This is a genomic window from Clostridium sp. CMCC3677 (assembly GCF_023845585.1).
GTDB classification, from domain to species: Bacteria; Bacillota; Clostridia; order Clostridiales; family Clostridiaceae; genus Clostridium; species Clostridium aquiflavi.
Window position 1 is genome coordinate 78,862 of record NZ_JAMQHS010000011.1, and the last position, 26,387, is coordinate 105,248.

19 protein-coding genes, 7 tRNA genes, 2 rRNA genes and 1 other annotated feature are annotated in these 26,387 nt (G+C 26.5%); of the genes, 5 read left to right on the plus strand and 23 right to left on the minus strand.

Features of this window, described 5'->3' with window-relative positions:
* The first annotated feature begins 101 nt into the window (after positions 1–101).
* Both NG901_RS14030 and NG901_RS14035 read left to right on the plus strand, forming a co-directional pair.
* Positions 102–602, plus strand: coding sequence for a nitroreductase family protein (locus tag NG901_RS14030; protein WP_252215834.1), 501 nt, complete (start codon positions 102–104; stop codon positions 600–602).
* 24 nt (positions 603–626) lie between these two features.
* On the plus strand, positions 627–914 hold the full coding sequence (locus NG901_RS14035; RefSeq protein ID WP_252215837.1) for a putative quinol monooxygenase: 288 nt from the start codon (positions 627–629) through the stop codon (positions 912–914).
* Positions 915–1,215: 301 nt separating this feature from the next.
* Here NG901_RS14035 and NG901_RS14040 read toward each other — a convergent pair whose 3' ends face one another.
* From NG901_RS14040 to NG901_RS14050, 3 genes are all read right to left on the minus strand, one after another.
* Complete coding sequence (locus NG901_RS14040) at positions 1,216–2,004, minus strand: HAD-IIB family hydrolase (protein WP_252215840.1); 789 nt, start codon at positions 2,002–2,004, stop codon at positions 1,216–1,218.
* A 404-nt stretch (positions 2,005–2,408) separates the two neighbouring features.
* Complete coding sequence (locus tag NG901_RS14045) at positions 2,409–4,139, minus strand: ferredoxin hydrogenase (protein WP_252215843.1); 1,731 nt, start codon at positions 4,137–4,139, stop codon at positions 2,409–2,411.
* A 311-nt stretch (positions 4,140–4,450) separates the two neighbouring features.
* Positions 4,451–5,026: a TetR/AcrR family transcriptional regulator gene (locus NG901_RS14050; RefSeq protein WP_252215846.1), complete on the minus strand. Its 576-nt coding sequence runs from the start codon at positions 5,024–5,026 to the stop codon at positions 4,451–4,453.
* Between the two features lie 161 nt (positions 5,027–5,187).
* Here NG901_RS14050 and NG901_RS14055 point away from each other — a divergent pair, with 161 nt between their 5' ends.
* A complete protein-coding gene (locus NG901_RS14055) occupies positions 5,188–6,081 on the plus strand; it encodes a phosphatidylserine decarboxylase (protein ID WP_252215849.1) in 894 nt (297 codons plus the stop codon).
* Positions 6,082–6,156: 75 nt separating this feature from the next.
* On the opposite strand, the gene NG901_RS14060 is transcribed toward NG901_RS14055, so the two are convergent.
* The 3 genes from NG901_RS14060 to NG901_RS14070 form a co-directional block, all read right to left on the minus strand.
* Complete coding sequence (locus tag NG901_RS14060; protein WP_252215852.1) at positions 6,157–7,296, minus strand: Card1-like endonuclease domain-containing protein; 1,140 nt, start codon at positions 7,294–7,296, stop codon at positions 6,157–6,159.
* A gap of 135 nt (positions 7,297–7,431) precedes the next feature.
* A tRNA-Arg gene (locus tag NG901_RS14065) sits at positions 7,432–7,506 on the minus strand.
* A gap of 130 nt (positions 7,507–7,636) precedes the next feature.
* Positions 7,637–8,533 (minus strand): sensor histidine kinase, encoded by an 897-nt coding sequence (locus NG901_RS14070; protein ID WP_252215855.1) that lies wholly within the window; start codon positions 8,531–8,533, stop codon positions 7,637–7,639.
* 337 nt (positions 8,534–8,870) lie between these two features.
* Here NG901_RS14070 and NG901_RS14075 point away from each other — a divergent pair, with 337 nt between their 5' ends.
* On the plus strand, positions 8,871–10,040 hold the full coding sequence (locus NG901_RS14075) for a dicarboxylate/amino acid:cation symporter (protein ID WP_252215857.1): 1,170 nt from the start codon (positions 8,871–8,873) through the stop codon (positions 10,038–10,040).
* Between the two features lie 56 nt (positions 10,041–10,096).
* Here NG901_RS14075 and NG901_RS14080 read toward each other — a convergent pair whose 3' ends face one another.
* Positions 10,097–10,906: a DUF1189 domain-containing protein gene (locus NG901_RS14080; protein ID WP_252215859.1), complete on the minus strand. Its 810-nt coding sequence runs from the start codon at positions 10,904–10,906 to the stop codon at positions 10,097–10,099.
* A gap of 156 nt (positions 10,907–11,062) precedes the next feature.
* Here NG901_RS14080 and NG901_RS14085 point away from each other — a divergent pair, with 156 nt between their 5' ends.
* Positions 11,063–12,214 (plus strand): L,D-transpeptidase, encoded by a 1,152-nt coding sequence (locus tag NG901_RS14085; protein ID WP_252215862.1) that lies wholly within the window; start codon positions 11,063–11,065, stop codon positions 12,212–12,214.
* Positions 12,215–12,485: 271 nt separating this feature from the next.
* Here the strand turns inward: NG901_RS14085 and addA are convergent, their stop codons facing one another.
* From addA to NG901_RS14165, 16 genes are all read right to left on the minus strand, one after another.
* Positions 12,486–16,220 carry a helicase-exonuclease AddAB subunit AddA gene (gene addA, locus NG901_RS14090; protein WP_252215865.1) on the minus strand — a complete coding sequence of 1,245 codons (3,735 nt, stop codon included), beginning with the start codon at positions 16,218–16,220 and terminating at the stop codon, positions 12,486–12,488.
* 25 nt (positions 16,221–16,245) lie between these two features.
* Positions 16,246–19,704: a helicase-exonuclease AddAB subunit AddB gene (gene addB, locus NG901_RS14095; RefSeq protein ID WP_252215868.1), complete on the minus strand. Its 3,459-nt coding sequence runs from the start codon at positions 19,702–19,704 to the stop codon at positions 16,246–16,248.
* Positions 19,705–19,732: 28 nt separating this feature from the next.
* Positions 19,733–20,251 (minus strand): GNAT family N-acetyltransferase, encoded by a 519-nt coding sequence (locus NG901_RS14100; RefSeq protein WP_252215870.1) that lies wholly within the window; start codon positions 20,249–20,251, stop codon positions 19,733–19,735.
* Positions 20,252–20,461: 210 nt separating this feature from the next.
* Positions 20,462–20,552 (minus strand) — tRNA-Ser (locus tag NG901_RS14105).
* Between the two features lie 35 nt (positions 20,553–20,587).
* A tRNA-Ser gene (locus NG901_RS14110) sits at positions 20,588–20,678 on the minus strand.
* Positions 20,679–20,992: 314 nt separating this feature from the next.
* Positions 20,993–21,083, minus strand: a tRNA-Ser gene (locus tag NG901_RS14115).
* A gap of 35 nt (positions 21,084–21,118) precedes the next feature.
* Positions 21,119–21,209: transfer RNA gene (locus NG901_RS14120), tRNA-Ser, on the minus strand.
* A gap of 347 nt (positions 21,210–21,556) precedes the next feature.
* Positions 21,557–22,834 (minus strand): serine--tRNA ligase, encoded by a 1,278-nt coding sequence (gene serS / locus NG901_RS14125; RefSeq protein ID WP_012424888.1) that lies wholly within the window; start codon positions 22,832–22,834, stop codon positions 21,557–21,559.
* Positions 22,835–22,887: 53 nt separating this feature from the next.
* Positions 22,888–23,084 (minus strand) — a binding site (T-box leader).
* Positions 23,085–23,148: 64 nt separating this feature from the next.
* Positions 23,149–23,385, minus strand: coding sequence for a DUF1667 domain-containing protein (locus NG901_RS14130; RefSeq protein WP_252215872.1), 237 nt, complete (start codon positions 23,383–23,385; stop codon positions 23,149–23,151).
* An 18-nt stretch (positions 23,386–23,403) separates the two neighbouring features.
* Positions 23,404–24,795 (minus strand): NAD(P)/FAD-dependent oxidoreductase, encoded by a 1,392-nt coding sequence (locus NG901_RS14135; RefSeq protein WP_252215874.1) that lies wholly within the window; start codon positions 24,793–24,795, stop codon positions 23,404–23,406.
* 13 nt (positions 24,796–24,808) lie between these two features.
* Positions 24,809–25,321 (minus strand): transcription repressor NadR, encoded by a 513-nt coding sequence (locus tag NG901_RS14140; protein WP_252215876.1) that lies wholly within the window; start codon positions 25,319–25,321, stop codon positions 24,809–24,811.
* Between the two features lie 38 nt (positions 25,322–25,359).
* Positions 25,360–25,863, minus strand: coding sequence for an HD domain-containing protein (locus NG901_RS14145; RefSeq protein WP_252215877.1), 504 nt, complete (start codon positions 25,861–25,863; stop codon positions 25,360–25,362).
* Positions 25,864–25,946: 83 nt separating this feature from the next.
* Positions 25,947–26,022, minus strand: a tRNA-Ala gene (locus tag NG901_RS14150).
* 4 nt (positions 26,023–26,026) lie between these two features.
* Positions 26,027–26,103: transfer RNA gene (locus NG901_RS14155), tRNA-Ile, on the minus strand.
* A 3-nt stretch (positions 26,104–26,106) separates the two neighbouring features.
* Positions 26,107–26,223, minus strand: a 5S ribosomal RNA gene (rrf, locus tag NG901_RS14160).
* A gap of 59 nt (positions 26,224–26,282) precedes the next feature.
* A 23S ribosomal RNA gene (locus NG901_RS14165) occupies positions 26,283–26,387 on the minus strand; the annotation flags it as partial.

A 26,387-nucleotide genomic window follows, 5' to 3' on the forward strand; every position in this document is an offset into this window, starting at 1 on the left:
AGGTACTATAATACAAAATAGTGCGTACTTGTTATATATAAACTTATTTTTTATAATAATATCATTGATTATAAAAAATATCAATTAGGAGGTATATATAAATGGATGCAATATTAAACAGGAAAAGTATAAGAAAGTATAAGAACATAAATGTAAGTGATGAGATTGTTGAAGAATTATTAAAAGCAGGTATGGCAGCACCTTCTGCGGCAAATGAACAACCTTGGGAATTTATAGTCTTAAGAGATAAAGAGATTATGAGAAAAATAACTGAAGTACATCCATATTCAAAAATGCTATTAAATACAGATGTAGCAATTATAGTTTGTGGAGATGAATCAAAAGAAATATTTAAAGGCTTTTGGGTACAGGATTGTTCAGCTGCCACAGAAAATATATTAGTAGCTGCTGAAGATAAAGGTTTAGGTGCAGTATGGTTAGGTGTTTACCCAATAGTAGATAGGGTAGATGCAATAAAAGAACTTCTAAATTTACCATCTAGTGTAATTCCTTTATCAATAATACCTGTTGGATATCCAGATGAAGAAAGAAAAGCAGCAGATAGATTTAATAAAACAAGAATACATTATGATAGATGGTAAAGATTAAAAAAGTGAGGGATATAAATGATAAAAGTAGTCGCAAGAAATTTTGCCAAAGAGGATAAAATTAACGAAATTATTGAACTATGTAAAGAACTAGTAGAAATCACAAGAAAAGAAGAAGGATGCATAAAGTATGAAATGTATCAAGATGAACAGGATGCTAAAATTCTGACAATGATTGAAGAATGGGAAAATAAACATTCTTTAGATAAGCACTTGAGATCTGAACATTTCACTAGAATTGTTCTAATGATGGGAAAGCTTATGTCAAAAGAAACAGATATGAATGTTTACAATAAATTGATTTAACATGTTTATGCAGATAGATCAATTTAAATTGTATTAAGAATTTCATAGTGAAATGATAAATTTTTGCTCATAAGTTAGGTTTAAAAATAACTTAGATAAAAAGTAAAAATATAAAACTTAAAAAAATTCATTTTAAAAGAAGACTGTAAATATTTTTGTGTATGAGTGCAGTGGCGTTGGAATTTGCTTTTTAGAACTATTAATGGAGATTTGTCAAAAGTAATTTTCCAAAAGTAAATTCCTATATCCACGAGCTTTATACTACAATATCAACACATTTTTAAAATAGATCCTATTTTAATTACTTAGATAATAAGTCCTCAATAACTTCATATACATAATCAACTTCATTATTAGCATATTTTTTTACCTTATCTTCTGAATCATTAAAAGTATAGCTATTATGAGTTATGTTAAACATTGAAACATCATTGAATGAATCTCCAATAACATAAAGATTATCTTTTGATAAATCTTCTACTTCTAATATTCTCTTAAGCGCATTTCCTTTCGAACATCCTTTCGGTACTATATCAACAAAAAATTGATTTCTATATGCTTCTACATGCTCACCATACTTTTTAATTATTTCATCTTTTATTTTTTCTGCTTTAATCTGATCTTTATCTACAGGTGATAAACTTATTATTTTATAATCATCTTTTGATGATGTTGCATCTTCAATGTATATCTTCTTTGTAAACAAATCCATCATATCACCAATTTCAGATTTATCAAGATTAGGATTATCTATAAAAATAGAATTCTTAAAATTATCTAAATAAACTAAGGTTTCATCATTGTAATAATCATTTATTATCTTCTTTGATATTTCATTAGATACCCACTCATCAAATACCATTTCATGTGCTCTATTCATAATTAAGCTTCCATTGCAAAGTAATAAATAATCATATTCTATATCATACTTCTCCATTAAAGGTATTACCATGTCATAACTTCTACCTGTTGATACAATTAATTTATGTCCTCGTTCTTTAAGCTTATTAATTAAAGTTAAATCCTTATCATTTCTTAAATTGTTTCCAACTACTAAAGTTCCATCTAAATCACTTGCTAAAAGCTTCATATGTACCCCACTTTCAATTCTCAACTAAATTTTTTCTAGTTTTATATTTGAATTAATTTTATATTATATACTTTTTAAATGGTTTTAATAAACTAAGAATTTGATTTAGTATCTAGTATTTTTTAATTCTTAATTAAGTATTTAATTTAAAATATAAAAATAGATTCTACAAAATATATTTTATACTAAATAACATAATTAAAACAATTAAATTACCTAATATCATTATATCTATAGAGTCTAAAATACTTCATATTTAAATATGTGTTCATATATGCAATATGTAAAGTGGCATTGTAATTGGACTATACTCATTTTAGTATTCCTAATTTCAATTACTCAGTCCACTTTATTTATGCATATATGAACACTCTACTAAACCATGCCATGTTTAAATAAACATCTTATTTTTTATTATATTTTATATGTAATAATTCATGAGCTAGTCCTTTTCCTGGTTTGCCCATATAAGTTTCATACATCTTTAATAATGATGCATTTTCATGAGACTTTCTCTTAGCTAATCCCTTATCTTGGTTGTACAAAACAGATGCTCTTACAGTTCTAACATCTACTTTATTTCTGTCTTTTGAATTTACATGAGGTTGTCCACCACCATTTACACATCCACCTGGGCAGGACATTACTTCAATGAAATGATATTGCTTTTCGTCCATTCTTCCACTCTTAACAAAATCAAATACATTTGCAGCGCCATTAATAACAGCTATATTATATTCTTGTCCTCCTAATGTAACTGTAGCTTCTTTTATTCCATCTAAGCCTCTTACTTGTTCATACTCTATTTCTTCTAGTGATTTATTTTCTATAAAGTCTTTTGCGCTTCTTAAAGCTGCTTCCATAACACCACCAGTAGCTCCAAATATAGCTCCTGCACCAGTATATTCTCCCATTGAAGGGTCGGCTTCACTATCTTCTAAGCTAGCAAAATTTATTTTTGCATTTTTAATCATTTTTGCTAATTCTCTAGTTGTAATTACAGCATCTATATTTCTTAAACCGTTATTTTCCATTTCTTCTCTATCAGCTTCAAATTTCTTTGATGTACAAGGCATTATTGTCACTGTAAATACATCTTTAGGATCTAATCCTTCTATTTCAGGATAATAAGTTTTACTTGCAGCACCAAAAATTTGTTGAGGTGACTTTGCACTAGATAAGTTATCTATAAACTCTGGGAAGTAATTTTCAACTTCTCTTACCCATGATGGACAACAAGATGTAAACATAGGGAATGGACCACCTTCATTTACTCTACTAATAAGTTCTGTTGCTTCTTCCATTATTGTCATATCAGCACCAAAGTTAATATCAAATATCTTATTGAATCCTAACATTCTTAAAGCTGTATATATTTTTCCTGTTACATCAACACCATATCCCATTTTAAATGCTTCACCCATAGCAGCTCTAACTGATGGAGCCATTGCAACTATTACGTGTTTACTTGGATCTTCTAAAGCATTTTGCACTCTTTCAGTATGAGATTTTTCTGATAACGCATCTACTGGACATGCAGCTATACATTGACCACATAATAAGCAATTTGTATCATCAAAGCATTTTCCATCAATAGTTGATACTTTCTTATCACAATTATCATCAACAATTTTTATAGAATTAGTAGCTGTTTTTTCGCTACAAGCAGCTTCACATCTTCCACAAAGCACACATTTACTTCTATCTATAACAATTGACTTACTTCTATCATCTACATATTCTGATTTATCTTTAACTATGAATGGCTTATTTGCTCTAGCTTTAGTCTTTATTACTAATTTTAAAAATTCACAGTCTTCTCTTCTTTTACAAGGACCACATTTAAATTCATGTTTATCTAACATTTCTGCCATTCTTAATTTAACAGCTTCTTGTACCTTTTCTGAATCAGTTCTTATAACCATTTTATCTTTGACTAATGTTTCACAAGATAATGCTAGTTCTTCTTGTCCTTCTATTTCAACAGCACACACTCCACATTTTCCTGTATTACTGCAATCATTTAAATAGCATAAGGTTGGTATCTCTATATTATTCTCTAATGCAACTTCTAAAATAGTTTTACCCTCTTCTTTTACAGAAACCTCTTTTTCATTTATTAATATATATGCCACTAAATGAACCTCCCCGTCTTTAGTATACTTTTTTTATTTAACTATATTTTCAATGTGTGTTAATATTTAAAAATACATTTTTTATCAACGTTACAATTTTAGCATACTTATTTATTAAAAATAAGTATTAATTAATAGTTTTTATTGGATAAATAATCTATTAATTATACTATTTTATATATTATGAAATATATGTATCAACATAATTTAAATATTTATATTTAAAACAAAAAAAACTATCCTAAAAGAACTTTTAGGATAGACTACTATGATTATATAACATTTATACATATTTCAATTTTTAAAATTTTCTATACTTCTTTATTTATTAAACCATTAAAAATAAATTCTAATGTCTTATTAATAATATCTTCTAAACTAACTTTTTCTATGTTTATTAACTCATATATTGCTGTTGAACATAATGTTCCAAAAAATTCATAGGCCATTACTTCACTATCGCCTTTTCTAATACACCCTTCTTTCATCCCCATTTGTATATACATTTCTATTTCTTTTATATGACTTTTTACCTTTTCTCTTAAAATAAATTGTCTTTCTTCATCTCCCCATAATTGACTCATTACAACTCTAAAAAAGCTATTATGTTCATAAAGAAATGTTAATTGTATTTTGCAGATTTGTTTTAATTTTTCAATTGCATCATCATTTAATTCATTTACTGCTGCAATTTCATCATTAAGTAACTTAAGTCCATTATCAACTATAAAGTTGAATATTTCTTCTTTGCTATTAAAATTATAATATAGTGTTCCTTTAGCAAGCCCCGCAGTGGTTGCTATTTCATCCATTGTTGCTCCCCTATACCCTGATTTTGAAAAAACTTCTATTGAAGAATTAAAAATCAATTTTTTTGTTTTATTCACACCAATCCCTCATTTTCATAAACTGATAATAATTACATTATACCACTAAAATTTTACTATTTATTACTTTTTACTTTCATTTTTTTGATATTTAAAATATATATGTTAGAATCAGTATATAATATATAAATATATTTTTAAATTAATGAAAAGAGGAATTTATGATTAAAGTATATAACAGAATTACTAACGAATATGAAGAGGAAAACGTGGCAGGTAAAAAGTTCATTAAGTGGACTTATGAAACACCCGTTGGAAAAGGTATGACAGAATTGATTGCTAAGAGAAAGATTTTTTCAAAATTTTATGGTAAATTTTGTGATACAAAATTCAGTGCAAGAAAAATACCTGACTTTGTTAAAGACTTTAATATTGATATGAATATTGCAGAAAAAAATATTTCTGAATTTAATTCATTTAATGACTTCTTTGTTAGAAATTTGACTTCTACTTCAAGACCTATAGATTACAATGAAGATATTTTTATTTCTCCAGGAGATGGGCGAATTACTGTTTACGATAATATAGACTTAGATAATATTGTTCAAGTAAAAGGCTTAACTTATAGTTTAAGAGAATTAATAAAAAATGATGAAATATCAGAAAAATATAAAGATGGTATTTGTGTAATATTAAGATTATGTCCTACAGACTATCATAGGTTTCACTTTGTAGACTCTGGTATACCTTGCGAAACTCATAAAATTAAGGGCCATTACTATTCTGTAAATCCTATAGCTCTTAATTCAATTCCAAAATTATTTTGTGAAAATAAAAGAGAATGGTGCATATTTAAATCAGAAAATTTTGGAGATATTTTAACTGTAGAAGTAGGTGCTACTTGTGTTGGATCAATAATTCAAACATATGAGCCTAACCAAAAAGTAACAAAAGGCGATGAAAAAGGGTATTTTAAATTTGGTGGATCAACAACTATACTGTTCTTAGAAAAAAATAAAGTAAAAATAGATCCTGATATTTTAGAGCAATCAAAACAAGGATATGAATGTAAAATCTTATTTGGCGAAAAGATTGGAACTAAAATCTCTAAATAAGCAAGTTCTGTTTTAGCATGTTTATATATGCAATAATCAAAGTGGCATATATAAACACATTGCTAAAACATAGCATTATTTATTAATGACTTTTTTTAATTCATTCTTAAATTTTTCTATATCTTTATCTAATATAATTAAACTAATCCCCATCATTTCTGCTCTTTCTTTAATACATCTTTTATAAGGTTCTTGAGTTGCAACCAATATTTTTTTCGCATTATTTCCACCTAATCTTTTACTATATACATCTAATTCATTTAGTGCATCTTCATCATATTTTGCACTATCTTTACATGATATACATATTAAAACATCATCCTTAACTGCTAATACATCAAATTCATTTTTAACTTTGATTTCATTATTGTTCCATAGAAATATAACGCCACTTTTAACATCATCAATTTCTTCAATTTCTCTAACAACTATATTAGTTAATACTTCTAGCCAAGTACCACTTTTAAATATAAATCCTTTCATATAATCTTGTTGAAAATGTACTACTATATCATTCTTGCTCTTTTTATATTTTATAGCATTAATTTTCTCTAGATAATTTAAGCAAGAATTTAATATTCCTTTTTCCTCTTGCCCATATAAGTCAGACAAATTAATAATAACTTTGTTACTTTGAGAATAATCATGAATAAATAAATGATTATCATAAAGACATTGCTTATACTTATACCATAATTCTAAGTTTTCATAAATTTTTTCTGTTATATTAATCACATCAGAATATTTACTTATTTTGCTAGAATCTAACAAAATATCAGAACCAGTTATCTTAAGTATGTCATCTATATATATATCCTTAAACTCTTCTGACTTATTTTTAATATCATTTCCTAATTCATATATTCTCTTATTTAAAATATCTATATAAACAATATTAAATTTCTTTATTAAAGCTTGATTTAATAAAATTAATGAGTTTATTCTTTTTCCCCCAGTTACATTTATAATAGTTTTTTCTATATCTAAGCTATTTAATAAATTGTTTATTTCTTTTATATTACCTTCACTTATAATGTAGCTTTCTATATCAATACTCGGAAAAATTTCTTTATGATACTTTTTTAGCTTCTCATATAATTCACTATTTTCTTCATACTTTAAGTAAATTACTTTACAAGGTCTAAATTTATCAGTAGCTAACAAATTCCCCTCATTATGCTCATCTAATAAATTAATTAAAATATCTTCTTTCATTAATAATTGCCACCTTTACTTCATCACTATTGTTTATTAAATATCTAATATACTTATATAATTTATTATTAGCATTTATTAGCATGTTTATTTATACAACAAAAAAGACTTAACTAAAAACATAGCTAAGTCTTTTGGCAGAGCGTGAAGGAATCGAACCCTCAATGTACCGTCCGTAGCGGTAAGTTATATCCGTTTAACTAACGCTCCATATTAATTTAAAACTAACTTTCTTCAAGAAATATATTATCACAAGCCACCATAATAAGCAAGTTTATAAAATAAATACTTAAGATTATTTTTCCATAATATTAAGTATTTATTTCAATAAATTTCTTTTTTATAAATAAATATCTGAAAATTCTATTTCTAATATTTCAATATTGGTTTTTGCATGAATTATATGATTATCTTCATTATTCTCGCTTAATTTTATTATTGGGAGTCTTATTATAAATTCACTGCCTCTATCTTCCTGACTCTTTAGTGATATATTACCATTATGTGCTTTAGTTAAGCTTTCTACTAATGACAATCCAATTCCACTACCTGACTGTTCTATTTTTTTATGATTAGATGACTGAGCAAATCTATTAAAGATTTTATCCTGTTCTTTTATTGGAATTCCCATACCCTCATCTTTTACTGATATATTTAATTCATTATTTCTCTTCCATAAGTTAATGTATATATTTCCATTATTATAAGAGAACTTTATGGCATTAGATAAAAGATTCATAATTATCCTATCTATTGCCTCTGGATCTATTGCCATAATACATTTTTCAACATTAGTATCAAATATTAATGATATATTTTTTTGTTTTGCGTATTTATCTATTGAAGAAACCGTATTTTCTATTAATTTAACAATATCTAAATTTCTTCTTTCAATTTTATAATATTTTTTTTCTAATCGTGTTGTATCTATAAGATTATCTATAAGTTTTAGCATCCTATAACTATTTCTCTTTATGCTAGTCATATATTTATTCATGTTATCATTGCCAGTTATGTAACCTGATTCGTAAAATTGAAGTATGCTTAAAATCACATTTAATGGCGATCTTAAATCATGAGAAACACTTAAAAGGAGATTTTCTTGTAAATTCTTATAATTATTTACATCCATGTATTTATCTATTAGTTCTTCTTTTGTTAATTTAGAAAGTTCTAATCTATTTAATTCTTTATCCTCTTCTATAAAATCATTTATAATTTTTTTCGCTACACTCATTTACAGCTTCTCCTTATAATTAATATCATTTTCCATTTTTTTGAATTTTATACTTTTATATTATCACATACTATAAATACTAACAACCATTTTTTAACATTTTTTCTTCTACCTTAATACTCCAAATATCCTAAAATTATAAAAAATTATTCATATTTACACATATTATTTTATAATTTTATGTAATTTATTTGTAAAATATTCGATAATTTTATTATTTCGAGTAAAATTTTATATAACTATTGACCGCACTAATAATTTAATGATATATTTGTACTTGTAATACATACATATGTATTTCATATATGAACATTAATTATAAAAGGGGGATTTATAATTGAAGAATTTATCACTAATTAAAAGAATATTTACATTTTTAATCTTAGGAATAATACTCGGTTTAACATGTAGAAGTTTAAATATAATCTTCCCAATAAGAATATTAGCCACTTTTAGTTCTTTATTTGGAAACTTTTTATCATTTGTTATTCCGTTAATAATAATAGCCTTTATAGTTCCTGGAATAGCTTCACTTGGGAAAAATTCAGGAAAAGTACTTATAGGAACTACTATACTAGCTTACATATCAACTATTATTTCTGGTGTTATTGCTTATTTTGTAGGAATATCGTTTCTTCCTAAAATAATAAAAGCAGCTACATTAGTCTCAACTGAAACAATTAAGGTAGAACCATATTTTACTATTGATATACCACCTATGCTTAATATAATGTCAGCTTTAGTATTTGCATTTGTTTTTGGTATAGGACTTTCAAAAATAAATAATAGCTCATTATTAAGAGGATTTCATGAATTTAGTTCAATAGTTTCAATGATTATTTCTAAAATTCTTATTCCACTTGTTCCGCTTTATATTGCAGCTATATTTTCTAAGTTAAGTTTAAGTGGTGAAATATTTACTACTATAAAATCTTTCGCTACTATTTATTTAATATTGTTTATATTGCAATTTGTATATTTATTATGTCAATATTCTATAGCTGGTGTACTTAAAAAGGAGAATCCTTTTAAATTATTAAAAAATATGATTCCTGCATATCTTACAGCTGTAGGAACTCAGTCATCTGCTGCTACTATACCAGTTACATTAAGCTGTACTAGAGAAAATAATGTATCTGAAGAGGTCGCTGATTTAGTTGTTCCTCTATGCGCTACAATACATTTGGCAGGAGATACTATAACTTTAGTATTAACTTCAATTGGTGTAATGCTAATGAGAGGACAAACACCTACTTTAGTTACTATGATTCCATTTATATTAATGCTTGGAGTAACAATGGTAGCTGCACCGGGAGTTCCTGGTGGTGGAGTTATGGCCGCTCTTGGATTATTAGAATCTATGCTTGGATTTGGAAACATAGAAAAGCCTATAATGATTGCATTACATGCAGCTCAAGATAGCTTTGGTACTGCAACTAATATTACTGGTGATGGCGCCTTATCTTTAATAGTAGATTACTTTGTAAGCAAGAATAAAACTAAATAAATATAAATAAAAAGGATATATCATTAAGTGGTTAAAACTTAATGATATATCCTTTATTACATTCCGTCTTTATTTAATTTAGTTTTTATCATTTCATCTTTTATATACTTAAGTATAAATATTACATATACTAATGTGCCAACTATAAACATCGTATCTAAATTTATATTTGGAAAAATAGTTTGTAATATAATTTGAAATATAAATGGTAATGTACATGCATATAAACTTAATGAATATAATATGCTATATTTCATAAATACTCTCATAATTATCAATGCAAATGATGCAAAAGCGGTTGCAAATAAACAATTTATTAATATGTTGATAAATGTAAATAATATCGTATACAAAATTACAATAGCTACTACTATTTTTAGTACATATGATAATTCTTCAAATAAAATCTTATTATCTAATTTATTGTCACCTATTAAATCTTTATAATCTGCTTGCTGTTTATAAGCTCCTATTTCTAAATATATCCCATCTTTTAAAAATAATATGTTGTTATCATTCTGAATTGTTGTATCTCTTAAACCATCAATTTCGCTCAAGCTTTTATTTTCATCAATATATATTAAACTAGACGTTCCCTCTACCTTTAATGGTGAATTTTTCGTATGTAATATACCTTCTTCTATATTAAATTTATATTCATCATTTTGCAGTATTGTACTTAAATTATTTAATTCCTTGTCTATTCTATATCCAATAGTTATTCCTCTTATTCCGCCTAAAAGAGTGCTCATTAATAATACATATAATATAGCCTTCCATATTCCGTATTTAGGATATGTTACTAATGCTTTTAAATTATAAATACAATTAATAAATTTCTTAAAAAAATTATCTGTTTTATTCATCATTTCCTCCAATATCCTTTTTTAAATAAGAACGTCATTAATAAATATATTAACATATACTTCCTATTTTATAAAATATAAATGTTTATTATTAGTAATTTATGTTCATAATAAAAAAAGTATATTTTATTTTTAGATAAAAATAGGAGGTATGTTTTGAAAATCAATAAAAATATTCATATAAATAAATCCATTATATATATCTTATTATTTACACTAATTACATTAACTACACTATTTCAAGGTTATCAGTATAAAAAATTAGTTAATAATTTTAAGATAAATTTTGATGGTAACAAATTTTCTCAGGCTAATAATATTTTATTAACCCAAGAAAATTTAAATCCTTTTAAAAACTTAATGCTAAAGAGAGATTTAAAAAAATATTTTTCAGATAATATAACTACATTGAAGCAATATTTAGAAACCTCTAAATTAAATGAAGAAGAAATTTTAATAAAAGTTAATGAAATAAATAGATATGGTTTTAATTCAAGCGAAGTGATAGAATTAGTTAATTCTGTCTCTAGTCTTCAAGATTCAATAAACAACTATTCTAATGGAATAGAACATTTTAATAACAAAGAATATTATGAAGCTATAACTAACTTTTCAAATTTATCTTCCTTAGATTTAAATTACAATGAATCATTAATTTACTTAAGGAAAGCCAAGAATCAAATTAAAGAAGAGTTATTCGCTAAATGTGATGAATTATGTTCTAACGATTATTATAGTCAGGCATTAAATCAAATATCTAATATTCCTTCTGTTCTAAATGATGACGAAGATATAAAAACAAAAATTGCTGAAATTAAATCTAGTAAACAACAATATTTAGATAAAACTGCTGATTCAAAAACAGTATCAGATTATTATATAAATAATATTTCTTCACAAAACATAAATACATTAAATTTAGTTAGTAATACCCCTTATTTAATTTTTATAGATATAAACAATCAAAAAACTTATATTTATAAAGGTAAATCAAATAAATGGGATTTAGATAAAACATTTTCTTGTTCTACTGGAATAGATTCCGAGCCAACTCCTTGTGGTGCTTTTTCTATTAAAGAAAAAGGTGAATGGTTCTTCTCAGATAAGTTTAAACAAGGTGGAAAGTATTGGACTCAAATTGATGGTGATATATTATTTCACTCAGTTCCATATGCTCAGGATAAAACTACAGTAGTAGATACTACTTTAAACAAAAAATCATCACATGGATGTATAAGATTAGCATTAAGCGATGCTAAATGGATATATGATAACATCCCAAGAGATACAAAAATCATAATTAAATAGCTAATTATCCCCCCAATAAATATAGAAAAGTAAGTGTCTTAATTATAATTACCCATACATTTAAGACACTTACTTGTTTTTTATCTAAATTCTTTATTCAAAATCTGTTTATATGTTCAAAAGACAATTATATTATAATGTAGTTTTTTATCTTTTGAAATTTTATCTATATTTGCTTACACCTGTACAATACAGAAATCAACTTTTAGTTACTTATCCATGTCCTTGAAATAGAAACTACTTTATAAACTCAATACGCTTATGACAATTTCTATATTAAAATTTCTTTCTCTAAATAGAATGAATATAGATATTTTTTATCAACTTTCTTTCCTGTCATTTTAAATATTGCTTGACTATAATATAATAATTGACTTTTATATTTTTCTTTAAATTCTTTTTCATTTTCTACATAATCTGTTTTGTAATCCAACAAAATTATTTCATCATCACATTTAAAGAAACAATCTATTATACCTTGTAATCTTATTTTTTCATTAGCGTACTTTTGTGGTAAAGATTCGTCTAATTCCAAACTACTTATTTCAGTATAGAATGGAACTTCTCTATAAACTTTGCCACCCTTATTATATACATCAAGGATTTTCTTACCTAAATTGCTTTTAAAGAAACTTAATATCTTATATGGATTAATTGAGCTATATTCTTCCTGTAATATAAACTCCTCATCATATAAGTTGTTTAGCTGTCCCTTTATTTCTTCTAATGTTCCAACTTTACTAAAATCTATTTTTTTCATTGCAAAATGGATAGCTGTTCCTCTTTCTGCTGCTGATATTCCTTTTTCTTCTTGAAGAAATTTAGGAGTTATTATATCTTTATTTTTATTATCCTCTTCTTCTAAATCAAATATCTCAAGGGTATCAATATTATCGTCCATATTTCTTCTTTTTAAATCAGACACAGATATATTACTAGTAAGCTTAGTTGATTCTTTAAATTCATACTCATAACCTAATCTTCTATAAACTTCACTTTTAACCTTTTTATTTACATCTTTATCTAAAATTGAAATTTTAATATCCTCTTCCTCTTGATTTTCATCTAGTTCATCATACATATCTAATTCATGTTTGTTCCATATGTTGATTCTCCATCTTGATAAGTCATCTTTACACATTTCACTAGAAAATCCTAATTTCTTTCTAAGGATTTCACCATCTTTATGCTTGCATAAAGCCATACCAATCCAATCTAAATACGATTTACCTTTTGATATCTCATAAGGTAATACAACATCCTTATCTAAAACTGCTGAGTTAATCCACTTTTCAATAGATTTTTCTGCATTTCTTACTGCTCCTGTTATAATTAATTTTTCCTTAGCTCTAGTAAATGCAACATATAGTACTCTCATTTCTTCAGATAATGTTTCTAATTTCATTCTTTTTTTAATTGCTTCTTTAGGTAAAGTTGTAATACTAGTTCTATTTTCTAAATTAATATATTCAGGACCTAATCCTAATTCTTCATGATAAAGTATCTTATTATTTAAATCCATTAAGTTAAAATTCTTACCACATCCAGCTAAAAATACAACTGGGAATTCTAACCCCTTACTTTTATGAATACTCATAATTCTAACAACATCTTCATTTTCACCTAAAATCTTGGCACTTCCCATATCACCTGATGATTTAGTTAATTTATTTATGAAATTAATAAAATTAAATAGTCCTTTAAAACTAGTATCTGAAAACTGTCTTGCTCTTTGAAATAGTATCTTTAAATTTGCTTGTCTTAGAACTCCATTTGGCATTGCACCTACATACCCATAATAAGCTGTATCCATGTATAAATACCAAATAAATTCATCTATAGGCATATATATTGATTTTTTTCTCCATTTATCAATGCTAGTTAATATATATTCACATTTTTCTTGAAGTTCTTTTGAAATTAATTTTTCCTCAGTAATCTTAATTATATTTTCATAAAAATACTTTTCTTTATCTATAAGTCTAATATCACTAAGTTCCTCTGCACTTAATCCTATAATAGGTGAAATCAATAATGAAAGCATAGGTACATCTTGCATAGGATTATCTATTACTTTTAATAATGACATAATGGTCCTTATTTCAATTGATTCAAAATACCCTGATCCTGTATCCGCATAGACAGGTATCCCTGCTAATCCTAATTCGTCTAATAGCACTTCTGACCAGTTTTTAGTTGCTCTTAATAGAATTACTATATCCTTATATTTTAAGTCTCTATATTCACCTGTATCTTTATCAAGCACTTTAAACTTACTTCCATCTTTTTTAGAAATCAATTCATTGATTCTCTTTACTATAATTCTTGCTTCTAAATTTACGTCACCGATTTCTTCTTCTTCCACCTGTAATTTAGAGTCATCATTTTCTTCTTTATTATCACTTCTATCTAAAATATGAACCTCAATTGGACCACCAATTATATCATCATCATTTTTCTTTTCAGGATAACTTGCACCTAAATTTAAAGCTTCAACATCAGTATATTCTAATTCACCTACAGTCTTAGACATAACTGATTTAAATATATAATTAACACCATTTATAACTTCTTCTCTGCTTCTAAAATTCTTATAAAGTTGAATTTTTCTATTAATGCCTTTATCCAATGAATAGCTATTATATTTATCAATAAATAGTTCTGGTTTTGCTTGCCTAAATTTATATATACTTTGTTTTACATCACCAACCATAAATACATTAGGATTATAAGAATTTTTTCTTGATACTAATTCTATTATTGCTTCTTGAACATTATTAGAATCTTGGTATTCATCTACAAGTACCTCTTCAAAATAATCTTTAAACTTTTGTGCTATTGTTGATGGTACTATTTGATTTTCCTCATTCTCCTCAATTAAAATCTTTAAACATAAATGTTCCAAATCATTAAAATCTAATATATTCTTTTCTTTCTTCTTAGCATTAAATCTATCTATAAATTCTGAAGTAAGCTCTGTTAATTGATTTATATATGGATAAGATTTTATTATATTATCAAGCATTTTATCTGGAGATGCTATAAAAGTTCCCTCAATTAATGCTGATATTTTCTTTTTAACTTGATCTCTAATTTGCTTAACTAGATTTTGTATATTTTCATCACTTACAGTATTCTTCTTGATAGTCTTTAATCTATTAAAAGTTATTAAACTTAATGAATTATATAAGTCATTTAAACTAGATTCAACATTATTATAAGCATTAACTATTAAATCTAACTCACTGCTAAATCCCTCAAAATAAGGTTCCAATCCATCAGTTTCATTTATTAATTCAATTGCCTTTTGCATCATTTTTATATATCCATCTAGTTCTATTTTTATACTTTCTTTTAATACACTTACCCACTTACTTTCATCTAACTCTTGTAATGTTTTTATATCAAAATCCTCTGAAGCATCCTTTAGCCATTTTTTAGGCCATGGTCCTGCCATTGTAAAATTATATAAGCTTAAAACTAATTCTTTTAACGCATTATCACTTTTATAACTACTAAATGCCTCAATAAATTTTATAAATTCCTGATTTTCTTCATCATATTTGTCATCAAATAATTCATCTATTATTTCCATCTTTAAAAGTATACCTTCTGTTTGATCACATATTCTAAAAGATGGATCTAAGTCTATCTTATGAAAATTATTTTTTATTACACCTAAACAAAAAGAATGAATAGTCATAATGTTAGACCTATTTAATAAAGTCAATTGCTTTTGAAGGTTTTTAGAAGTTGGAGTTTCATCTAATTTTTTTGATATGGCATTAGCTATTCTTTCTCTCATCTCAGCAGCTGCTGCACTTGTAAATGTAACAACTAAAAGTTTATCAATATCTATAGGATTTTCTTCATTTGTAATTATTTTTATAATTCTTTCTACCAATACGGCTGTTTTTCCAGAACCTGCTGCTGCTGCAACTAATAGATTACAATCTCTTGTTGTAATAGCACTTAGCTGTTCCTCAGTCCATTTTGTTCCACTCATAAATTAATATCTCCTATCTAAATAGCTAATTTTCTTTTTTATCATCACTTAATTCATCCCTTATGTTATTCCAAATTTCATCCTTAGATTTTTTCATTATAATTTTATATTTATTATCTTCTATGCTACTATCGAATTGGCATATAGATGAGAAATCACAAAATTCACAATGACTACCATCAGAATCCTTTGTTGGCTGAATCTTTATGTCTCCACATAACATATCTTCACATAAATCAATCATTTTCTTATTTACATACTCTCTAAGTAAATTAAATTGTTCTTCAGTCACTACTTCGCTACCAGCTTTAAAATCGCCATCTTTCTTCAATGCAGCTGGAATAACTAATGAATACCCATCTGTTTCAATACCTCTATCCATAGCTTTAACCACTTTAGCATCTTTTAATATTAATCCATTCATCTTTAAATTACTTAAAACTTCTTTTTCTAATTCTTCAGTAGTTATGTCGCCTTTAGTTTTTATTATAGGGTCATCAACTCTGAAATATAGTACTGCTCCAGGTAAGGCTTGTTTTTTTAATATATACTCAGAGTTTTTTAGTAATGCATCTAAATAAACCAACAATTGCATTTGAAGCCCATAATAAAATTGATTTAAATCAAAATGTTTATTTCCTGTTTTATAATCTACAATTCTGAGATACGTACTTCCTTCTAAATCTAAAGTATCTATTCTATCAATTCTTCCATTTAAATATACCTTTTCGTTAGATGGCAACTCTAGCACAATAGCTTCTCCGTCATTATAACTTCCAAAAGAAAATTCATTATTAAATACCTCAAATTCCCCTCTTCTCATTTGTTCTGATATAACAGATACTGATTTAGATATAACTCTCTTAAATCTCTTTGAAAAGTACTTATATTTATTAGTGCTATTTAATATAGATCCGCTATCTTCTTTTAACTTAGTATCAATTAATTCAGACACTATATTTTTGCACTTTATCATATCAAGATCTGACCACGCAATCTTTTCTTTCTTTACTTTATTAGTAAATGAATCTAAAATATCATGTACAAATGATCCTAAATCAGGTGGAGTAAATTCATATACCTTACGATTTTTAGCCTTCAATCCATATTGAATGAAATATGAAAATGGACATTCTGCATACTTCTCCAATCTAGACACACTAAAGGATAACTTTCCTAAATCATTTTTATAAAGGGAAAGTAATTTATTTCTAGACACCTTTTCTCCTGTGTTAGAATATCTAAGCCCTTTAAATGTATTTTCTATTTTCCATTTAAAATCTTCATTTTCTTTAAACCAATTATATACTTCTCCCCAATACTCCTCATCTATCTCTTCATCCTCTAGCTCTCTTCTTAATGCAAATATTAATTCATTAAAAGTTGGTATTGGAGAAATAACTTTATTAAAATGATCATTTCTTTTGCTTAAATCATATAAAGAACTTTCCTCAACTAAATTAGGCAATATTTTCTTTATTCTGGATATTATTATAGATGGTCTTAAAGATTTACCTTCAAAGTCTGCCATAGGATATGATAGCATTAAATATTCACTGGCGATTGTTAATGCCGTATACACTACAAACTGCTCCTCAAAAGCTTTGCTTCTACCATCAGCTGCTAATACTACTCCAAACTCTTTAAGTTCAATTCTATCTCTATCTGATAGAATTCCCTCGTCTTTATGTGCAGCTGGCAATATCCCATCATTAATTCCAACTATATATAATGCCTTTACTTCTCTACCTTTTATTCTAGCTATATCTCCAACATTAACTTGGTCTAAAGCTACTGGTATAACACCTATTTCTTCATTTTCAAAACCAGAATTTAATATTTTAAAAAATTCAAAAGTATCTACTACATCAGATCCCATAACTTCTACAGCTTGATCTAATATATCTATTACTATAGATTCAACTTGTTTATATTCCTTCACCTTATCTTCTAGCTTTAATTCTTCAAATTTAATAATCCACTCATCTATTCTTTCAAAAGCTTTAACACTTAATAAAAACTCATATAGAGCTTTACATATATCTCTAACATTATGTTTACCTTCTATTAATTTATGGAATGATATAAGAGAATTTCTGACCTCTTCCATCACATTGAATATAGTGAGTTCTTCTTCAGTAGCACCATTTTCTATGCTTATATTTTTAAGTTTTTTAATCTCTTCTTCATTCCATTTATAACTCTTTATTCCATGTTCTAATACAAAGTTTTCTAATCTATCAATATCATAAGTATTAAAGCCTGTTAATCCGCTCTTTAAGTATTTAAATACACTTTCGTATGACCAATTTTTTAATAAAACTTCAAATGCAGAAGTTATTAAAATAATTAATGGGTTATTTAATAATTTTATTTTTTGATCCATAAAAAATGGTATTTCATAATCATTAAAAATAACAGAAATTATCTTGTTATAGTCCTCTATATTTCTGCACACCACAGATATATCTCTAAATCTATAATTTCTATCCCTTACTAATCTAATTATATCCTGAGCTACTTTTTCAATTTCATCATAGGTGTTATTTGCTTTGTATAATCTTACATCCTTATTTTTTCCCTTATAAGATTTAAATGGATATGTTATACAATACTTTTCTATATGAGCTAACTCTTCACTATTTTTAAATCTATATGGTAATTTAGAATTTAAATTAATAGGATTTAAATAACCTATATTATTTTCCTCCATTAACTTTAACAACCTATTTTCTGTATTTTCAATACTACTAAATACATTAGTTATATCTTCAACATCACTATTTTCTACTTTATCCATACAAAAAGTTATGTTAACCACTGATGTCTTAGAAAGTATCCTTATAATCTCTAATTGTTGAGGAGTAAATGTTGTAAATTCATCTATCCAAATTTCGCTATTTGCATAAATGTTATTATCTAACAACTTTTTAGCTAATAAAGTAAGCTCATCATCAGTATCTATATAAGAGCTGTGCATTTTTACATTAAACTCCTCGTATATTAAAGATAATTCTCTTATCTTTTCAACTAATTCATTATCATCTATTTTATCTGTTAAATCTCTTAAAGCATCTATATCTATATTATATTTTTTAAATTCAGTAATTAATTCAGATATTATATTATTAAAGCCTTGTTCTCTAGACATTTTTTTAAAATAGCTTAAATCATCTATCTTTTCATTTAATACTTTGTTAATTAACATATGCTTACCAGTGTCTTTTATAATTTGTTTTACTCTTCCACCACATTCTTCAAATACCTTTTGACACATAGTTCTAAAGCTCAATACATGAGTATTTAAAAATGCTCTTTCACCTATATTATTTAAAACCTTATTTTCAGTAGTAAAAGTATACTGTTCTGGAACTAATAATATTATTTTCTTTTCTTTATCTAAATCTATTAACTTTTTTATCTGATTTATACAAAATGAACTCTTTCCACTACCTGCTCTTCCATAAATAAACCTTATACTCATAATTACTCCTATATTTTTATTTAATAATTTATAAAGCCCTCTGTTTTTTTAGAATGCCCATAATTATTATGTCTGTATACTTTCCATCTATATAATATATAGCTTTTCTTATTTTCTCTTCAATAAACCCACACTTCTTATAACATTTTATAGCTCTTATATTTTCTGCCGCAACCTCTAATTGTATTCTTTTTGCATTTAAATCATCAAACAAATACTTAATTAATGTCTTTATAGAATCCTCACCATACCCTCTGTTCCAATATTTTTTTCCTATAGTAATACCTATTGAATAAACATTGTTGCAATAATCATTTGGTTTATAAGTCATAAATCCTACTAAAACATTCTTCTTATTAATTATACTTACTGCTTTTCTTTTACATATGCTAACATTACTTGAATCTTCATCAATATGAATTTTTTTATCAATATCTAACATCTCATCATTATATTTTTTTACCTCATAATCGTTAGATAAATCAGATAATCGTTTAATATCGCTAGCTTGCATTAATCTCAAATAAACTTTTTCCCCTTTAAGCATAGTTCACCTTCTTAAGAATTACTTATATTATTATTATACTATCTCTAATAAAAATGCTGCATCATATTTGTAAATATTACTATCTAAATTCAAAAAAATATTTATAATCTATTTCTAACTTAAAATTAGAAAGTTAATTAATCCTGCAAATTATATAAACTCTATAATTTTATACAACAAAAAAACACCTAGTAAAAATACTAGGTGTTTTGGCGGAGAATCCGGGATTTGAACCCGGGCGCCAGTTGCCCGACCTACGCCCTTAGCAGGGGCGCCTCTTCAGCCACTTGAGTAATTCTCCATGTGCCTTCTAAATTAATTTTTATATAAAATTAATGGCGGAGAGATAGGGATTCGAACCCTAGGTACGCTCACACGCACGCCGGTTTTCAAGACCGGTGCCTTAAACCAACTCGACCATCTCTCCACAACTTACGAAGTTTATTATAACAACTAATATTTAATATGTCAATATAATTAAAAAAATTTAGTTATGATTTTTTAATTAAGTATAATTATATCTAATATAACGTAATCGATTTTTTATTCTTTAGGTTTTACTTCTTAATCCTTAAAAAATATATATTTAGAAATAACGTTGTTATTTCAACCTAAATTGTCAATTGTTCATTGTCAATTCAAAAATATATCCATAACCTTAAATTTCATCAGCCTTTCAAGCTTTAAAATTCTATAATTTCCTATACATAAAAAAACATCTAGTAAAAATACTAGATGTTTTGGCGGAGAATCCGGGATTTGAACCCGGGCGCCAGTTGCCCGACCTACGCCCTTAGCAGGGGCGCCTCTTCAGCCACTTGAGTAATTCTCCATGTGCCTTCTAAATAATTCTATATAAAAAAAAAGTGGCGGAGAGATAGGGATTCGAACCCTAGGTACGCTCACACGCACGCCGGTTTTCAAGACCGGTGCCTTAAACCAACTCGACCATCTCTCCGTGACTACATGAGTTATTATATCAACATATATATACTCTGTCAACATAATTTATTAAAAAATTTTATATTTTTATATAAATTATAATTTATGAATTTATACATCCCTCTAAATAATCTATTTTACTACATTTCATTAATTTATTAGATCTAAAATAAGCTTTATATGCTATCTTTATAATTATTTTACACTTGTAAAAACAGAATTTATTATAAGTTATAATATTAAACTAAAAACTTAATACTATTATAATGACTAATTTTTATTATAAAAATTTCATTCAATAAAAAGTAGCCTACATCAACTTACCGTGTCAATATAGACTACTTTATATCTATCTTAAATTAATTATTTTATAAAATCTACGTTCATAAATCTTTTTATTGCTTCTGGAATTTCAACTGTTCCATCTTCTTTTTGGTAGTTTTCTAGTACTGCTGCTACAGTTCTACCTATCGCAACACCTGAGCCATTTAAAGTATGGATAAACTTAGGTTTATCTTTTGGTGTTTCTCTATATTTTATATTAGCTCTTCTAGCTTGGAAATCTTCAAAGTTAGAACAACTTGAAATTTCTACATATCTATTATAACTTGGCATCCAAACTTCTATATCGTATTTTAATGCTGCAGTAAATCCTAAATCACCTTTGCATATTCTAACTATTCTATAAGGTAATCCTAATCCTTGTAAAACTGATTCAGCATCTTCTACTAATTTATCTAATTCAGCATAAGAATCTTCTGGTTTACAGAACTTAACTAATTCTACTTTATTGAATTGATGTTGTCTTACAAGGCCTCTAGTATCTCTACCAGCTGATCCTGCTTCTGCTCTAAAACAAGCTGAATATGCTGCATGTTTTATTGGTAAAATATCACCACTTAAAACTTCATTTCTATACATATTTGTAACTGGTACTTCTGCTGTTGGTATTAAGAAGTATCCATTATTTTCTACTTTAAATGCATCTTCTTCAAATTTAGGTAATTGACCAGTTCCTGTCATACTATCTCTATTAACCATGTAAGGTGGTAATATTTCAGTATATCCATTTTCAGTAGTGTGTTTATCTAGGAAATAGTTTATTATTGATCTTTCTAATCTAGCTCCTAATCCCTTGTATACTGTAAATCTAGATCCAGCTACCTTTCCACCTCTTTCAAAGTCTAAGATATTAAGATCAGTTCCTAAATCCCAGTGAGCTTTAGGTTCGAAATTAAATTTAGTAGGTTCTCCCCATTTTTTAATTTCAACATTATCTTCATCAGTTTCTCCATCTGGAACTTCTGGATTTGGAATATTAGGGATTCTAAGCATTATGTATTCTATTCTCTCATTTATCTCATTTACTCTAGTATCGAAATTTTTAATTTCTTCTCCTAGTTTTCTCATATCATTCATTATTTCAGTAACATCTTCGCCAGCTTTTTTTAACTTAGGTATTTCTGCTGAAACTTGATTTCTTTTACTCTTTAAGCTTTCAACTTCAACTAATATTTTTCTTCTTTCTTCATCTAAAGTTACAATTTCATCTATAACTGCTACGTCAAAATCTTCTCCTCTATTTGATAATAATTTCTTTATTTCTTCTGGATTATTTCTTATTCTCTTTAAATCTAACATTATTATTCTCTCCTTTTAATTTTTTATATAAAAAAAGAGCCTTTCTCCCCTATAAAAGGGACGAAAAACTCCGCGTTGCCACCCTAATTAATAACATAAATGTTATTCACTCTAAAATTTAACGATATTACCGTACTGCTTAAATCACAGTCCCTCAAAGGTGGATTCACAATACATGAATATTAGTTTACACCAACCACTAACTCTCTAAAAATCATGATATTACTACTAGCCTTATCTAAGGTTTACATATTAACTTGTATTAAATATATTATATTAAAATGCTTATATTTGTCAATATATTATAAGTTTTTTTATATATTATTATCAATTTTTTTAGTACATATAATATCTATTCCCGTATTCATTATGTTTTTACATATTATATCACCAATATCTATAGGTGCACTAACATAAATTCTACTGAGAACTTTTGAAAATTCCCTCCATAATTCCTTTTCTATAGGATTATTGCTTTTTACAGAAACAACTTTATGATTGGGGCTTCCTTTTACTCTAACTAAACTAGTAAAAATATCCTTACTGCTCATAAATACATCTCCTAAATTCTATATTTCCTTAAATTCCTTAATTCTACTAGATACTATATTTGAATCTTTAGAGTCTTCCACTATATCTAAAATATTTTTATCCATTTCTCTTGCTAATATTTTTATTATCTTTATATCGCAATAAGCTCCATTACAATTTCCTCTACCAATACCAGTACGTCTCTTTACACCTTCAACAGTACGAGCACCTAAAGGTCTTCTAATACTATCAATTATTTCACCTTCAGATATATTGTTGCACACACAAACTATATTACCATATCTTTTATCTAAAGAAATAACTTCATTTCTTTCTTCATTTGATAAATTCTTAAATCTATATACTTCTCTTCTTTTATCTATATAATCTTTTTTTCTAATAATATTTAAATTATCCTTTAAAGTATTTTTTATCTTAAGGGCAATAGCTGGAGCAATAGTAATTTTACCATAGTGAGTTCCTGTAATCTTTATATATCCATTATCTAACTTACTATCATCTATTATCATTATATCTTTATTATATACTTCTGCAAACATATTACTCACAAAATCCTTTTTACCTTCAGGAAATATACTTGCAGACATATCAATTCCCTCTTCTAAAGATAAAATATGATTACTTTTTATTCCTATTAAATTACCATTTTGTAATTTAGGATTATTTATAACAAAAGTCGTATCATCTATATCGTCTATAAGAATTGTTTTTAATTTGTCTTCTGATTTATTTTCAAACATTATATAGTTCATATTTTTATAATCATATTCCTCTTGAATATGATTAAAAGATATTTCATCAGGTATTGTATTAACTACAACTTTACAAGTAAACTTATTTTTATTAGTAGTTACCTTGAAACCACTAACAAGACTTTGAATATCAATTACTTCTTCTTCTAATTTAAAGTTTACTCCATTATCAGCAGCAACTTCAGCATAAGATATCGCTAGATCATATGGAGAAATAACTGCTACATTTTCAGAATATAGTGCCTTATTAACTTCTATATTTAAGTTAGGCTCAATCTTATAAAGAAGTTCTTTATCATTCTCTATTAAATGAACACCTTCTATATCTCTTTTTTTAGCTCTTTTATACATAATGTCTAATTTATAATCTTGATTATTATTAGATGTTATTCTCAAAGCTCCTGTTTTTTCATATGATACATTAAACTTTTTGCAATGTTCTTCAATTAATCTTCTACCTATGCTTTCAAGCCTTGCCATCATATCATTAGAAGTTTCTGACCCATCATAAATAACAGCTGTATTTATAAAAGATATGTCATCTGCTACATCATAATCCTTTTCTATTAATGCTATATTAATATTATATTTTGATAATTGATAAGCTACAGCACATCCTACTATGCCTCCACCTAAAATAAGTACGTCATAATCCATATATACTTTCCTCCTAATCAGATACTATAAATCCATTTTCCTTTAATTCATTTATAATACTATTTATATCTTCTTGAGTATCTGCTGATATAGTATGAATGTGTACACCATTAGTTAACACAGATAATAATCTACCTTCTTGCTTCTTATATTTTTCTGCAAATTTATTCAATTCATTATAATTCTTAATCATTAACATCCCTCTTATTTCTCCATACAAAGGATGCTCTACTATAACATCTTCAATAGTACCACCATACTTAATAACTATACCCATTTCATCAACTAATTCTTCTTCTTTATGACTTACGGCTATTATAGCTTTTATTTTATTTAATTCATTATTAATAATATATCCATCAGGAGTAGCCATTATATTATTTCCTTTAGCTCTAAGTATAGCTATATCTTTTACTATTATTTGTCTTGTTACTCCATATTTATTTGCTATTTCAACACCTTTTAATGGGGTTTTACTTTGAATTAAACTTTTAAGTATACTTTCTCTTCTTTCAATAGAATTCATAAATTTTACCCTCCATAACTTATTATGTTTATTTAGGCTTAATTTTTACTATCACATATATTTAATATCTTTAAATATAAATTTTCTTCAATTTCGTCTAAATTTTTATGATGATTTTCTATGCAATATAATATTTCTTTATCTTCAATGTTTATCTTTTCTAATAATTCCTTACCAATTGCAGGATGATTATAATATTTAGTCATTCTACTATATTTATTATACTTTAAAAAGTTGCCCTTAGTAACTTTATTTATAATTACTACTGTCCCTTTTTCAATTATATTTAATGAAATTTTCACCTTACCTATATCATGTAACAATGCACATTTAGCCATTTTAAATTCATCTATAGTATCATAATCTTTTCCCATAAGAATTGCTTCTTTGCATACTCTAAATGAATGAATTCTGTCTGGTTTACTTAATTTCATAAATAATTTTTTTTCTTCTATACTTAAATATCTATTTATAAAATCAATATCATCATCTTCAAAGTAAGATAACACCCCTAAAATAAATTGTTTTATTCTATATAACATAATTTGTTTCTCCTAATAAAAAGTTAGATACTTTTAATTATAACAAAAAAAGCTATGAATTAGCTTCATAGCTTTTAAATAAATGGTGGAGATAAAGAGATTCGAACTCTTGACCCCCTGCGTGCAAGGCAGGTGCTCTCCCAACTGAGCTATACCCCCAAAATGGTGGACCTTCAGGGACTCGAACCCCGGACCTACCGGTTATGAGCCGGTTGCTCTAACCAACTGAGCTAAAGATCCCTTACCTGGCAACGTCCTAATCTCCCACACAGTCTCCCGTGCAGTACCTTCGGCGCTATAGATCTTAACTGTCCTGTTCGGAATGGAAAGGAGTGTTACTTCTATGCCATCATCACCAGATTCGGATTGAAAGAATGTTCTTTCAAAATTGCACATAAATTGTATATAACAATTATTTATTGGTCAAGCCCTCGACCTATTAGTATCAGTCAGCTAAATATGTTGCCACACTTACACCTCTGACCTATCAACCTTGTAGTCTTCAAGGGGTCTTACTAGCTTAC